At 73.4% G+C, this 13,342-nt stretch carries 10 protein-coding genes; 6 read left to right on the top strand and 4 right to left on the bottom strand.

Annotation, left to right across the window (positions count from 1 at the left end; genetic code table 11):
* Positions 1 to 369: 369 nt before the first annotated feature.
* Positions 370 to 2,265 carry a BTAD domain-containing putative transcriptional regulator gene (locus tag ACFVUH_RS26840; protein ID WP_387915776.1) on the top strand — a complete coding sequence of 632 codons (1,896 nt, stop codon included), beginning with the start codon at positions 370 to 372 and terminating at the stop codon, positions 2,263 to 2,265.
* Between the two features lie 51 nt (positions 2,266 to 2,316).
* Here the strand turns inward: ACFVUH_RS26840 and cydC are convergent, their stop codons facing one another.
* The 4 genes from cydC to ACFVUH_RS26820 form a co-directional block, all read right to left on the bottom strand.
* Positions 2,317 to 3,999: a thiol reductant ABC exporter subunit CydC gene (gene cydC, locus ACFVUH_RS26835; protein WP_387915774.1), complete on the bottom strand. Its 1,683-nt coding sequence runs from the start codon at positions 3,997 to 3,999 to the stop codon at positions 2,317 to 2,319.
* A complete protein-coding gene (gene cydD / locus ACFVUH_RS26830; RefSeq protein ID WP_387915772.1) occupies positions 3,996 to 5,681 on the bottom strand; it encodes a thiol reductant ABC exporter subunit CydD in 1,686 nt (561 codons plus the stop codon). Before cydD ends, cydC begins: the two co-directional genes overlap by 4 nt.
* Positions 5,682 to 5,830: 149 nt before the next feature.
* Positions 5,831 to 6,877, bottom strand: a complete 1,047-nt coding sequence (cydB, locus tag ACFVUH_RS26825) for a cytochrome d ubiquinol oxidase subunit II (RefSeq protein WP_387915771.1) — start codon at positions 6,875 to 6,877, stop codon at positions 5,831 to 5,833.
* A gap of 60 nt (positions 6,878 to 6,937) precedes the next feature.
* Positions 6,938 to 8,233: a cytochrome ubiquinol oxidase subunit I gene (locus ACFVUH_RS26820; protein ID WP_387915769.1), complete on the bottom strand. Its 1,296-nt coding sequence runs from the start codon at positions 8,231 to 8,233 to the stop codon at positions 6,938 to 6,940.
* 242 nt (positions 8,234 to 8,475) lie between these two features.
* Between ACFVUH_RS26820 and ACFVUH_RS26815 the strand changes: the two genes are divergently transcribed.
* The 5 genes from ACFVUH_RS26815 to ACFVUH_RS26795 all read left to right on the top strand — a co-directional run bounded on the left by ACFVUH_RS26815 (position 8,476) and on the right by ACFVUH_RS26795 (position 13,262).
* A complete protein-coding gene (locus ACFVUH_RS26815) occupies positions 8,476 to 9,399 on the top strand; it encodes a LysR family transcriptional regulator (protein ID WP_387915768.1) in 924 nt (307 codons plus the stop codon).
* Between the two features lie 244 nt (positions 9,400 to 9,643).
* Positions 9,644 to 9,967, top strand: a complete 324-nt coding sequence (locus ACFVUH_RS26810; RefSeq protein ID WP_355366948.1) for a 2Fe-2S iron-sulfur cluster-binding protein — start codon at positions 9,644 to 9,646, stop codon at positions 9,965 to 9,967.
* A complete protein-coding gene (locus ACFVUH_RS26805) occupies positions 9,967 to 11,262 on the top strand; it encodes an NAD(P)/FAD-dependent oxidoreductase (RefSeq protein WP_387915765.1) in 1,296 nt (431 codons plus the stop codon). The genes ACFVUH_RS26810 and ACFVUH_RS26805 overlap by 1 nt, the downstream gene beginning before the upstream one ends.
* A 299-nt stretch (positions 11,263 to 11,561) precedes the next feature.
* Positions 11,562 to 12,050: a PhzA/PhzB family protein gene (locus ACFVUH_RS26800; protein WP_355366944.1), complete on the top strand. Its 489-nt coding sequence runs from the start codon at positions 11,562 to 11,564 to the stop codon at positions 12,048 to 12,050.
* Positions 12,051 to 12,086: 36 nt separating this feature from the next.
* Positions 12,087 to 13,262: a 3-deoxy-7-phosphoheptulonate synthase gene (locus tag ACFVUH_RS26795; RefSeq protein WP_387915763.1), complete on the top strand. Its 1,176-nt coding sequence runs from the start codon at positions 12,087 to 12,089 to the stop codon at positions 13,260 to 13,262.
* Positions 13,263 to 13,342: the final 80 nt, after the last annotated feature.

Raw genomic sequence — 13,342 nt, 5'->3', positions numbered from 1 at the left:
CGACCGGAAGCCGACGGGGCGGAGCGTGGGTGATGCGTACGAAGGATCGTGCCCTGCGGGCAGAAAAGCCTCGGCCAGGTGGCGACCAAGGCTCGGTCAGGACGGGCGAACGCGCTGGTCGCAGGGGTGCGAAGGCCAGCGGAGCCGGTGGCCGGCGGTCCGGCGGCGCGATCTGCCGCTTTTCACGTCATTTCGATGCTTTTCGCCGGGCCGGCGAATTCCTAGGTGCCTAATTCGACGGCGATGTCACGGCCTCCGATCGACCCTTGTCAACAGGCCGACCTAGCATGGCGATCGAGTTATCTCGTCGGCGCGGACGGGGCCTGCCACGAGGAAAGACGACCGAGGAGCAAGGGGGGGATCGTGCCGATGGACGAGTACGCTCGTGCGGCCGGGCCTGATCGGGAATTCCGGGACACCGGCCCGGGGGATCCGTCGGAACCGCTCAACTTCTCCCTGCTGGGCCCGCTGGAAGTCCGGCGCGCGGGCCGCGACATCACCCCTCGTGCCCCCATGCAGGCCCGGCTGCTCTCGCTGCTGCTGCTGCACGCCAATCGGGTGGTGCCGTTCAGATCCGCCATCAACGAATTGTGGGAATGGCCGCCGAAGCTGGCCAGGAAGACGATCCAGACCTATGTCTACCAACTCAGGACGGCGCTCGGGCCGATCAACGAGGTCACCGGATCGCCGCTCATCGAAACGGTTCCGGGCGGATACTGCATTCGGATCGCCGACCGCCAGCTGGACCTCCGGCGTTTCGGCCGGCTGGTCGCCGAAGGGCTGTGCGCACGGGACGTCGGGGAGAATCTGCGGGCCGCCGCGGTGTTCCGGGAGGCGCTCGACCTCTGGCGCGGCGCACCGCTGGGCAACATCGAGTTCGGCCCGGGGGTGTCGGCCCAGCTCGGCCTGCTGGAGGAGCAGCGCACCACCATCCTGGAGGAGCGGATGGGCATCGACCTGCGACTGGGGCGGCACCGCGAACTGGTCGGCGAGCTCAAGGCGCTGGCCCGCCAGCACCCGACCCACGAGGGGTTCTGCGCGCTGCTGATGGAGGCCGGCCGCCGGACCGACAACCCGGGGCTGGCGCTGGAGGCCTACCACGAACTGCGCCGCAATCTCGTCGGGCAGCTCGGGCTCGAACCGTCCCGACGGCTCCAGCAGCTCCAGCAGGACATCCTGAACTGCGTCCCGGTGGAGACCGGCCGGCGGCCCGCCCCCGCCGCCGCGCAGCCCGCCGTCGCCCCGAGCGAACTCCCGTCCGGCATCGCCGACTTCACCGGACGCCGGGAGGCGCTCGGACACCTCGAGTCGATTCTGGGCGCGCCCGCGGCCGGCTGGGCGGCCCGGACGGTGGTGATCGTCGGCCAGCCCGGGATCGGCAAGTCGGTGCTCGCCGTCCAGGCCGCGCACGTCCTCAAGGAGCGCTTCCCCGACGGCCAGTTGTTCATGGCGCTGCACGACCGGCTCGGCGGACCGATCGGACCCGAGGACGCGATCACCCGGATGCTCGGATCCCTCGGGCACGCGCCCTCCGACCTGCCCGCCGACCCCCACGAGCGGGCCACGCTGCTGCGCACCACCACGGCCGGGCGCAAGCTGCTGATCGTCCTGGACGACGTCGACTCGGCGGACCAGGTCCTCCCGCTCGTCCCGGGGAACCCGGAATCGGCGGTGATCGTCACGGCCCGGAACCGGCCGATCGGGCTCTCGGCGCACAGCACGGTCGAACTCGGGCCGCTGACCGAGCAGGAGAGCGTCGAGCTGCTCGCCGGGATCGTCGGAACGGGCCGGATCACCGCCGAGCCGGCCGACAGCGCCCGGCTGGTCGGGCTGTGCGACCGGTTGCCGCTGGCGATCAGGATCGTCGGGGAGAAGCTGCTCGCCCGCCGGGCCTGGCGGGTGCGCAAGCTCGTCCAGCGGCTGTCCGAGGAGCACCGCGTGCACGAGGAGCTGAGGGTCGGCCCGTTCGACCTCGGCGCGCGGCTGGACCACGCGGCCGGGCGGCTGCGGCCCGAGCACCGGGACGCGCTGATCAGCCTCTGCCGGCTCGGCGACGGGGGGTTCGACCTGGAGGCCGCGGCCCGCACGCTCGGGATGGACCTGCTGGACGTGGAGGAGCCGGTCGGCGCCCTCGTCGCGCACCACCTGCTCCAGGTGACGGTCGACCGCTCCAGCCACGACGCGCGGTTCCGGTTCCCGCCGTTGACCCGGCTCTACTTCGAACACGCCTCGGTGGCCAAGCCCTTCCTGCACCTCGCCGGCTGAGGCCGCACCCGCCGCACCCGCCGCACCCGCCGCTCGCGCCCCCGCCCGCGGTCAGCCGACGGGGGCGAGGCGGCCGTCGGTGAGGGTGAGGACGGCGTCGGCGGCGGTGAGGGCGGCGTGGTCGTGGGTGACCAGGAGGGTGGTGCGGCCGCGGGTCGCGTCGAGGATGTCGGCGAGGACGGCGGCGGCGGTGTCCGGGTCGAGGCCCTCGGTGGGTTCGTCGAGGACGAGGACGGGCGGGTCGGCGAGCAGGGCGCGGGCCAGCAGCAGGCGCTGGCGCTGGCCGCCGGACATGGTGGCGCCGTCGCCGCCGAGCATGGTCTCCCAGCCGTCGGGGAGGGACTCGATCCAGTCGAGCAGCCGGGCCCGGCGGGCGGCCTCGCGCAGGTCCTCGTCGGCGGCGTCGGGGCGGGCCAGGCGCAGGTTGGCCCGGATCGTGGTGTGGAAGACGTGGGCGTCCTGGGTCACGCCGGTGATCACCCGGCGGACGTCGGCGCCCGCGCAGTCGCGCAGTTCGCGGCCGGCGACGCGGATGCTGCCGCTCTCGTAGGGGACGAACCGCATCAGCGCGGCGATCAGCGTGGACTTGCCGGAGCCGCTGGCGCCGAGCAGGGCGACCCGGCGGCCGGGCGGCAGGCGGAGGCTGACGCCGTCGAGGGCGGCGGGGCCGTCGGGGCGGTGGCGTACCCGCAGATCGGTGATCTCGACGCCGAGCGGGCCGTCGGTGGGCAGCGGGGCCGGGTCGGCCGGGTCGGTGACCGGGGGCGGGGTGTCCATGAGGTCGGCGAGCCGGCGGGCGGAGGCCCAGACGTCGGCCAGCCGGCGGGCGGCGGCGGGCAGGGCGGCCGGCGCGTCGAAGGAGACCAGGGCGAGCACGGCGAGGACGGTGAGCTGGACGGCGGGCAGCCGGCCGTCGGCGTGGGCGCGCAGGCCGAGCCAGGTGGCGCCGACGGTGGCGGCGCCCTGGAACAGCAGGACCGCGGCGGAGGCGAGCGAGGTGGTGAGCGCCGCGCGGCGCTCCAGGGCGGCGATCCGGGCGGTGGCCTCGGCGGCCCGCCGGTGGGCGCGACCGCGGGCGCCGTACGCGGCGAGGTCGGCGGCGCCCTCGGTCAGGTCGACGGTGAGCGCGGTGAGTTCGGCGCGCGCGGCCTTCTCCGCCCTCCCGGCGCGGCGGGACAGCGCGAGCACCAGGGCGGGCACCAGTAGGCCGGCCACGGCGAGCAGCACCCCGATCAGCAGCCCGGCGGAGGGCAGCAGCACCAGGGCGGTTCCGGTGGCGGTGGCGGCGACCAGACCGGCCGCGGTGACCGGGACGAGGACGCGCAGCAGCAGGTCCTGGGCGGCGTCGACGTCGTCGACCAGCCGGGTCAGCAGGTCGCCGCCGCGGAACGCCGGGGTGCCGGCCGGGGCGAGCGGGACGAGTGCCTCGTACACCCGGGCGCGGAAGCCGGCGACGGCGCGCAGCACGCCGTCGTGGCCGAGCAGCCGGTCGGCGTAGCGCAGGGTGCCGCGGCCGAGGGCGAGGGCGCGCACGGCGACGATGGCGACGGCGACGGCGGAGATCGGCGGCTGCTCGGCGGCGCGGGTGATCAGCCAGGCGGCGGTGGCCATCAGGGCGGCGCCGCTGAGTTCGCTGCCGGCGGCGGCGAGGACGGCGGGCAGCAGTCGGCGCCAGTGCGGGAGCAGGTGGCGCAGCAGCCGGACGGTGGGGCGGGGGGCCGGGGGGTTGGTCATGGGAGGAGCACCACTTCTTCGGCGGCCGGGGCGGGTTCGAGGGCGCCGGCCCGGACGGTGACGATCCGGTCGGCGTGCGGCAGCAGGCTCCTGCGGTGGGCGACCACGATCGCGGTGCGCCCGCGCATCAGCTCGGCGGTGGCCCTGGTCACGGCGGCCTCGCTCTCCGGGTCGAGGTGGGCGGTCGGCTCGTCCAGCAGCAGGATCGGCGCGTCCTTGAGGAACGCGCGGGCCAGGGCGACGCGTTGGCGCTGTCCGGCGGAGAGCCCGGCGCCGTGTTCGCCGAGCAGGGTGTGGTAACCCTGCGGCAGCGCCTCGGCGAAGCCGTCGGCGCAGGCGGCCCGGGCGGCCGCGCGGACCTCGGCGTCGGTGGCGTCGGGGCGGCCGAGGCGGATGTTGTCGGCGACGGTCGCGGCGAACAGGTGCGGGCGCTGCGGCACCCAGGCGACCTGGGCGAGCCAGTCGTCGGGGTCGAGCGCGGCGAGGTCGGTGCCGTCCACCAGGACCCGGCCGGCGCCGGGGGCGGTGAAGCCGAGGAACAGGGCGAGCAGGGTGGACTTCCCGGCGCCGCTCGGGCCCACCAGGGCGAGGTGCTCGCCGGGGTGGACGGTGAGCGAGACGGCGTCGAGGGCGGGCGCGGCGCGGTCGGGGTGGTGGACGGTGACCCCGTCGAGGCGCAGCCGCGCGCTCCGGGCGTCGGGGACCGGCGCGGCGGCGGTGCGTCCCGCCGCGGGCTCCTCCTCGTCGAGGACGGCGAAGACCCGTTCGGCCACGGTGATGCCCTCGGCGCTGTCGTGGAACGCCGCGCCCGCCGCGCGCAGTGGCAGGTAGGCCTCGGGGGCGAGGAAGAGCACGACCAGGGCGGTGCGCAGGTCCAGTTCGCCGGCCAGCAGCCGCAGGCCGACCGGGACGGCGACCAGGGCGACCGACAGGGTGGCGACGGTCTCCAGGACGAGCGAGGAGAGGAACGCCACCCGCAGCGTGCGCATGGTGGCCCGCCGGTGGGCGTCGGCCATCTCCCGCACCACACCGGTCTGGTGGTGCTCGCGGCCGAACGCGCGCAGCGTCGGCAGTCCGGCGACGACGTCGAGGAAGTGGCCGCCGAGCCGGGCGAGCAGCCGCCACTGCCGGGCGGTGCGGCGGGCGGTGTGCATCCCGACCAGCGCGCCGAACACCGGGATCAGCGGCAGCGTGAGCACGATGATCAGTGCGGAGGTCCAGTCGGCCCACCAGAGCCGGCCGACGACCACGAGCGGGACGACGGCGGTGGCGGCCATGGTGGGCAGGTAGCCGGTGAGGTAGGGGTCGAGGGCGTCGAGGCCGCGGGTGAGCAGGGTGGCCGTCTCGCCGTGCCGGCGGGCGGCCAGCCGGCGTGGGCCGGTCTCCCGGAGCCGGGCGGTGAGGCGGTCGCGCAGGGCGCGTTTGGCCTCGGCGGCGGCGCGCTGGGCGAGGACGCCGCGGGCCCAGGCGAGCAGGGCGCGCAGGGCGAGGACGGCGGCGAGCGCGGCGAGGGCGGTGGTGTCCGGGCGGTGCCCCGCGAAGCCGTCGGCGAGCAGGCCGGCGAGCAGGCCGGCCTGGCCGACGACGAGTGCGGCGCCCAGCAGGGCGAGCGCGGTGGAGGTGGTCAGGTGGCGGCGCACCACCGGGAGTTCGCGCCGCAGGCGGCGTTCGGCCGGCTTCATCCCGTGCTCCCTCCCGGGGCGGTGCCCGGCGTGCGGTGCGGAGGGCTTCCGCGGCCCGTCCGGGCCGGTCGGGTGGCGGCCGGGCCGCGGAAGCCGGCTGGAAGGCCGCCGGCCGGCAGCGGGGGGCTGCCGGCCGGCGGTGGCGGTGGTCAGAAGTAGCTGGGGTGGCGCAGCCCGGTCCGGCCGCGGAACGCCCACCAGCTCCAGACCTGGTAGAGGAGGATCAGCGGGAAGATCACCACGCCGAAGCCGATCAGCAGCTTCAGGGTGGCCCCGTCGGCCACGGCGTCGTCGACGGTGATCCCCGCCCCGGACTCGGCGGCCAGCAGGTACGGGTACTGGCCCGCCCCGATCAGCAGCACCGGCAGCGCGGTCGCGACGCAGGTGGCGGTGAAGGCCGGCGCGTCGCGGCCCCGGGTGAGGAACCACCAGCCGGCCGCGACGGCGGCGGCGACGAGCAGGAACAGGACCACCGAGGTGGCGGTCCTGGTCATCGAAGCGCCCACCCCGAACAGCGACAGCAGCAGTCCGAGGGCGCTCGCGGCACCGGCCGCGGCGACCAGGGTGGCGCCCACCCGCCGTGCGGTCACGGCGAGTTCGGGCTCGGAGCGGAGCGCGATGAAGGCCGCGCCGTGACCGGCGAAGAGCAGCGCGACGGCCACCCCGCAGGTCAGCGAGAACGGCGCGAACACCTCGCCGAAGCCGATGTGGAAGGAGCCGTCCGCCCGGCGGGGCACGCCGTGCAGCAGCAGGCCGACCACGATGCCCCAGCACACGGCGGGCACCACGCCGCCGAGCACCACCAGGGCGTTCCACCAGCGCAGCGCCCGGGGGCCGCGGGACCGGCCGCGCAGCTGGACGGCGGCGTTGCCGAGCACCAGGGCGGCCAGGATCGCCACGATCAGCGGGTAGAGGCCGGAGAGCAGGCTGCCCTCCAGGTGCGGGAAGGCGCCGAACATCGCGCCGGCGAAGGCGACCAGCCACACCTCGTTGCCGAGGAAGAACGGGGCGATCGCGTCGAGCGCGGCGTTCCGTTCCGCGGGATCCGGTGCCCGGGCCGGCGCGCCGTCGGGTGCGCCGGCCGGTGCGCCGAGGAACGGGGACAGCATCTGGACGCCGTAGTCGTAGCCGCCGAGCACGAAGTAGCCGGCGAGCAGCAGGCCGAGGAGGGCCAGCCAGAGGGTCTCCAGGCTCATGTAGCCCAACCTTCCGTCACGTCAGGGGAGTGCATCTCGGTGCGGGATCCGTCGCCGGGGTCAGAAGGCCGGGACCGGCTGCTTGTCGTCGGCGCCGCCCGCGTCGGGCAGGTCGTCGCCGAGCGGATCGCCGGCGCCGAGCTGGGCGCCGTCCGGGCCGCGCCGGGCGAAGCGGGTGATCAGCGTCCAGTTGGTCGCCGCGAGGCCGACGAAGATGGCGATGAACAGCGCGCAGGACACCGTCAGGGCTCCGGTGCTGACGTTGGAGAGCGCGTCGTCGACGGTCAACTCGCCGTAGACCAGCCACGGTTGGCGGCCGATCTCGCGCACCACCCAGCCGCCGACGGAGGCGATGAAGGGCAGCGGGATGATCGCGGTCATCAGGTAGGCGAGCCAGCGCTTGCGTACCAGCAGGTCCTTCAGCAGCAGGAAGACGGCGATGAACGTGATGGTCGAGACGGTGTTGCCGAGGATCGACATCAGGTCCATCGAGTTCTTCACCCAGCCTTCCCAGGGCACGTAGTCCCCGGGGCCGTGCTGGGCGACCAGCCTGGCCTGCTCCTCGGCGACGCCGCTGCCCTTGAGGATGGCGGCCTTCATCGGCTGGGTCCGCTCGATCACGGGGACCTGCAGGTTGCCGACGATGATGACGAAGAACGAGGAGAGCATGCTCACCCAGACGCCCAGCCGCAGCGAGCTGCGGAACAGCTCGGTCTCCCGGGTGCCCTTGGCGAAGTGCCAGGCGCTGATGCCGGCGACGAAGATGCCGCCGGTGGTGAGCGCGGCGAGCGCGATGTGGCCGAGCGCGACCAGGGCGTTGGCGTTGGTGATCAGCGCGACGAAGTCGGTCAGGTAGGCGGCGCCGTCGCGCACCTCGTAGCCGACCGGGTGCTGCAGGAAGCCGTTGGCGACCAGGATCCAGAACGCCGAGGCGTACGCGGTGAGGGCGACCAGCCAGATCAGCGCCACGTGCACGCTGCGGCGCATCCGGCCCCAGCCGAAGATCCACATGCCGAGGAAGGTGGACTCGGCGAAGAAGGCGATCAGCGTCTCCAGGGCCAGCGGGGCGCCGAAGACGTTGCCGGCGAACTTGCTCAGTCCGCTCCAGCTGAGTCCGAACTGGAACTCCATGACGAGGCCGGTGACGATGCCGACCGCGTAGTTGATGACGTACAGCTGGCCCCAGAAGCGGGTCATGCGTTCGCGCACCGCGCGGGTGGCGGGGTCGCGGGTGTACGCGGCCCGGGTGTGCATGAACGCCACCATGGGGACCAGCCCCATGGTGAGGATGACGAAGAGCCAGTGCACGCTGGTGGTGGCCGCGAACTGGAGTCGGGCCAGATCCGCAGCGCTCATGATGCGACCTTCCTGGGGGGCGGTTGGCCTCCGGGTCGGCGGACGGATGAGGGGGCGGGGGAGCGGGAGGGAAGGGGAGGGAGTGGACGGGTTCCTCGCCTCGCGTGTGCGGGTGACGGGCATCGCTGCCCGCCACCCGCTGCGACGAACCCCACCGATGACGTTAGGCGGGATTGCTTATGCGTTCCAAGACCGGTTTTGCTATGTGCCGATAGCCCATCAGGCATGAGCAGAGGTGAACCGTGGATTTGCTGCAACTGCGTCACTTCCGGACCGTCGCCCGTTTTGAGCACATCAGCCGCGCCGCCGAGGAGCTGAACGTCGCCCAGCCCTCGCTCAGCCGCACCATCGCCAGGCTGGAGGCCGAGCTGGGCACCCCGCTCTTCGACCGGCAGGGCCGGCGGATCCGGCTCAACGAGTACGGCGCGGTGTTCCTGCGCCACGTCGACCGCGCGCTGAGCGAGCTCGACGACGGCCGCCGGGCGCTGCGGGAGGCCCGGGAGACCGGGCTCGGCCGGGTCGGCGTCGCCTCCGAGACGCTGCTGACCGTCACCCATCTGATGGGCGGCTTCCGGGCCGCCTACCCGGGCGCCGAGGTGCGGCTCTTCCAGTCCACCGTGTCGGAGATGGACCGTCAGTTGCGCGCCGGTGAAGTCGACTTCTGCGTGGCTTCGCAACCGCTGACCGGCCCGGACCTGGAGTCCGTCGAACTGCTCCGCGAGGAGGTGCTGCTGGCCGTCCCGCGGGGGCACTGGCTGGACGGCCGGGAGAGCGTGACCATCGCCGAGATCGCCGACGAGCCGTTCGTCACCACCCGGCGGGGCCACTGGCAACGCGCCCTGCTGGAGCGGCTGTTCGCGACCGAGGGGATCACCCCGAGGCTGTCCTGCGAGGGCGACGAGCCGGGGGCCAGCCAGGACATGATCAGCACCGGCCTGGGCATCGGCCTGATCCCGGCGATGTCCCGGCTGGCCGGCACCGACACCCACGTGCCGGTGGCCTGGGTGCACGTGGAGGCCCCGAACTGCTACCGGGTGCTCACCCTGGTCTGGAACCGGGAGGCCTACCAGTCCGAGGCGGCCCGCCGGTTCCGGGAGTTCACCGTCAGCAGGCCGCTCATGACGCACCGGCGGCCGGATCCGAGGATGCTCCGGGCGCGGACCTGACGGCGCGGGCCCCGGTGATCGATCCTGGCGTGCGCCAGGGTCCTTTGCTACGCTCGAACGCGCTGCCGTGTTCCTGGCCCAGGGCTTCGCGTGTCCGAACGGCCGGTAAGAGATGGCGGGTTGGCGGGAGCGACGTGCTCCGCGCCGACCACCGGCGGCGCCGTCCTTCCTCCCTTTCGTTACGTGACCGGTGCCCTGTTCCGGCGCGCCCTCGCGCGCCCGGGCGCCACCGAGGAGTCCCGTCATGCCCAAGATCACCTACGTCGCCGTCGATACGACGGAGCGCACCGTCGACGTACCGGCCGGCACCAGCGTCATGCGCGGCGCCGTCTTCAACGACGTCGACGGCATCGTCGCCCAGTGCGGCGGCAACCTCCAGTGCGCCACCTGCCACGTCTACGTCGACGAGTCGACGCTCGACAAGCCGGAGCCGATCCGGTCCGACGAGAACGACATGCTGGACTTCACCGCCTGCCCGCGCCGCCCCAACAGCCGGCTCAGCTGCCAGCTCACGGTGACCGAGGCGCTGGACGGCCTGATCGTGCACCTGCCCGAGCGGCAGAAGTGATGGCCTTCGCGACGGGCCCCTCGCCGGAGCGCCCCGCGCTCGGCCACCCCTCGTCGGTCGTCATCGTCGGAGCCGGCCAGGGGGGCTACCAGACGGCCGCCTCGCTGCGTGAGCACGGCTTCGGGGGAAGACTGGTCCTCATCGACGCGGAGGACGAACTCCCCTACGAGAGACCCCCGTTGTCGAAGGCCTATCTCAAGGGGGAGGTGGACGAGTCCCAGCTGTGGCTGCGGCCGGTGAGCTACTACGCGCGCCAGTCGATCGAACTGGTCGCGGGCTCGGTGACGGCGGTCGACCCGGCCGCCCGCACGGTCCGCCTCGCCGACGGCTCGGTGTTCGGCTACGGCCACCTGGTGCTGGCCACCGGGGCCACCGCGCGCACGCTCGGCGTGCCGGGGTCCGGGCTGCGCGGGGTGCACACGCTGCGCACCGCCCAGGACGCCGCCGCCCTGCGCTCCTCGCTCGGCGCGGCCCGGCGGGTGGTGGTGGTCGGCGCCGGATTCATCGGGCTGGAGTTCGCCGCCGCCGCCCGGCGGGCGGGCCGCGAGGTGACGGTGGTCGAGGCCCTCGACCGTCCGCTGGCCCGGGTGCTCTCCGCGCGCACCGCCGAGCACTTCACCCGGCTGCACCGGCGCGAGGGCAGCCGGCTGCTGTTCGGCCAGGGGGTGGCCGCGCTGCACGGCGACGACCTGGGCCGGGTCGCCTCGGTGGAACTGGCCGACGGCAACCGGCTGCCGGCCGATCTGGTGCTGGCCGGGATCGGGGTGATCCCGCGCACCGGCCTGGCGGCGGCGGCCGGCCTGCGGGTGAGCGGCGGCATCGCCGTCGACTCCTCCCTGCTGACCAGCGACCCGCACATCTCCGCGATCGGCGACTGCGCGGCGTTCCCGCAGGTGCGCTCGGGCAACCGGCTGCGGCTGGAGTCGGTGCAGAACGCCGTCGGCCACGCCGAGGCGGTGGCCGCGCGACTGACCGGCACCGGCCGCGGCTACGCCGAACTGCCGTGGTTCTGGAGCGACCAGTTCGCGACCACCGTGCAGATCGCCGGCCTGGACGAGGGGCACGACACCGAGGTGGTGCTCGGCGAGGACCCCGACGCGTTCTCGGTACTGCTGTTCCGCGGCGGTGAGCTGCAGGCGGTGGAGTCGGTCAACCGGCCGACCGACCACCTGGCGGCGCGACAGCTCCTTGACCGGGGCATGGTGCTGAATCCGGCCGATGCCACCGCCCCCGGCTTCACCCTCCGCGGCCACCTCACGAGCCACCGCGGCGGCTCCGCCGTGCCGGTCGGCTGACCGGCCAGAGCCCCTCCGCGTACTCCGGCGCCCGTCCCGAACCCCGGGGCGGGCGCTGTTCAACGGAATACCGGATTCCGAGAACATTGGCCCCACGCCTTTCAAAGGTGAGGTCGCAGAACAAGCGTTTTTTTATCGCCGGACGGTTTTCGGCCACCCCCGGACGGCGTTGTGGCGATCGAACCTTCACAGTTAGTTCATAGGTCGCTGTTGCGGAAGCATCTGCCGGTGAGGCAGGATTCAACAAGATCGCTTGCTTGCTCATTCACTCGTCCGAATAACAAACAGGGGATACGACTGTGCCTGAATCCGCCGGCCCGCAGGGATTCGCCGACGAGACCGAGCTGCGCCGCCTCAACCGGGCCACCGTCGAGCGGTACATGCGCACCCTCGGGCAGGACCGGCTGCGCCGTCACGAGCTCTTCACCGAGGACGGCGTCGGCGGCCTCTGGACCACCGACACCGGCTCCCCGGTCGCCACGCACGGCCGGGACCGCCTGGGTGAGCACGCCGTCTGGTCGCTGAAGTGCTTCCCGGACTGGGAGTGGTACAACGTCGAGATCTTCGAGACCCAGGACCCGAACCGCTTCTGGGTCGAGTGCGACGGCCGCGGGAAGATCCTCTTCGGCGACTACCCGGACGGTTACTACGAGAATCACTTCCTCCACTCGTTCGAATTGGAGAACGGGCGGATCAAGCTGCAGCGCGAGTTCATGAACCCGTTCCAGCAGCTGCGCGCGCTCGGAATCCCGGTGCCGGAGATCAAGCGCACCGGAATACCCACCTGACAATTCAAGAAATCCACCGCCGGATCGGAGTACGTCGTGGAAGACGTCATACGGGAGATTCGTATCCGCGGGGCGTTGCATCAACCCGAATGGAGCGACCTCCTCCAGGTCAGCCGGGTGGGCGAGGCGCTGGCCTCGCGTCCCACCCTGGTCCAGCCCGACGAGCTGGCCACCTTGCGCACCCTCCTGGGAAAAGTGGCGACCGGCGAAGCGCTGGTGTTGCAGTCCGGGGACTGCGCCGAGGATCCGCAGGAATGTACACGTCAACATGTGGCGCGTAAGGCGGCGCTGCTCGATCTGCTCGCCGGGACGCTCGGATTGCGCACCGGAAAGCCGGTCGTCCGCGCGGGCCGCATCGCCGGACAGTTCGCCAAGCCCCGCTCCAAGCCCACCGAAGTCGTCGAGGGGATCGAACTCCCGGTCTTCCGTGGGCACATGGTGAACGGACCGGAGCCGGACGCGGAGTCCCGCCGGCCCGACCCGCTGCGCATCCTCACCGGCTACATGGCCGCCGGTGACATCGTCGAGCACCTCGGCTGGCGCGACCGCGCGGCCGGCCGCGACGTGGTCGAGCCCCTGGTGTGGACCAGCCACGAGGCGCTGCTGCTCGACTACGAGACGCCGATGCTGCGCGTCGACGACAAGGGCCGGCTGTTCCTCGGCTCGACCCACTGGCCGTGGATCGGCGAACGCACCCGCCAGGTCGAGGGCGCCCACGTCGCCCTGCTGTCCCAGGTGGCCAACCCGGTGGCCTGCAAGGTCGGCCCCGGCATGGAGCCCGACGAACTCCTCGCCCTGTGCGAGAAGCTCGACCCGTGGCGCGACCCCGGCCGCCTCACCCTGATCGCCCGGATGGGCGCCGAGGCCGTCGCGGACCGGCTGCCGAAGCTCGTCGACGCCGTCCGCGGCGCCGGCCACCCGGTGGTGTGGCTCAGCGACCCGGTGCACGGCAACACCTTCACGGCCCCCGGTGGCCTCAAGACCCGCCTGGTGGGGACCATCGCCCTGGAGGTCGCCCGGTTCGTCGAGGCCGTGCGCGGCTCGGGCGGCGTCGCCGGCGGTCTGCACCTGGAGACCACCCCGGACGACGTCACCGAGTGCGCGTCCACCGAGGCCGACCTCGACTCCGTCGGCGAGCGCTACACGACCTGCTGCGACCCCCGCCTCAACCCGGCCCAGGCCGTCTCCGTGGTGTCCGCCTGGACCGCCTGACCCGTCCGTCCCGGCACGGCACCACGTCACCCCATCGAGCTCCACCGCCCCGCTCTGCGCGCGCCCCCTCACAGACCCTC

It is taken from the genome of Kitasatospora sp. NPDC058032 (genome assembly GCF_042885845.1).
Classification (GTDB): Bacteria; Actinomycetota; Actinomycetes; order Streptomycetales; family Streptomycetaceae; genus Kitasatospora.
The sequence above is the reverse complement of the archived record's forward strand: the minus strand, read 5'-3'. Positions and strand labels throughout refer to the sequence as shown.

Bases quoted from the DNA above. Each gene is read 5' to 3' on its own strand.
- ACFVUH_RS26840 (WP_387915776.1), top strand. From the start codon at position 370: ATGGACGAGTACGCTCGTGCGGCCGGGCCTGATCGGGAATTCCGGGAC.
- cydC (WP_387915774.1), bottom strand. From the start codon at position 3,999: ATGACCAACCCCCCGGCCCCCCGCCCCACCGTCCGGCTGCTGCGCCAC.
- cydD (WP_387915772.1), bottom strand. From the start codon at position 5,681: ATGAAGCCGGCCGAACGCCGCCTGCGGCGCGAACTCCCGGTGGTGCGC.
- cydB (WP_387915771.1), bottom strand. From the start codon at position 6,877: ATGAGCCTGGAGACCCTCTGGCTGGCCCTCCTCGGCCTGCTGCTCGCC.
- ACFVUH_RS26820 (WP_387915769.1), bottom strand. From the start codon at position 8,233: ATGAGCGCTGCGGATCTGGCCCGACTCCAGTTCGCGGCCACCACCAGC.
- ACFVUH_RS26810 (WP_355366948.1), top strand. From the start codon at position 9,644: ATGCCCAAGATCACCTACGTCGCCGTCGATACGACGGAGCGCACCGTC.
- ACFVUH_RS26805 (WP_387915765.1), top strand. From the start codon at position 9,967: ATGGCCTTCGCGACGGGCCCCTCGCCGGAGCGCCCCGCGCTCGGCCAC.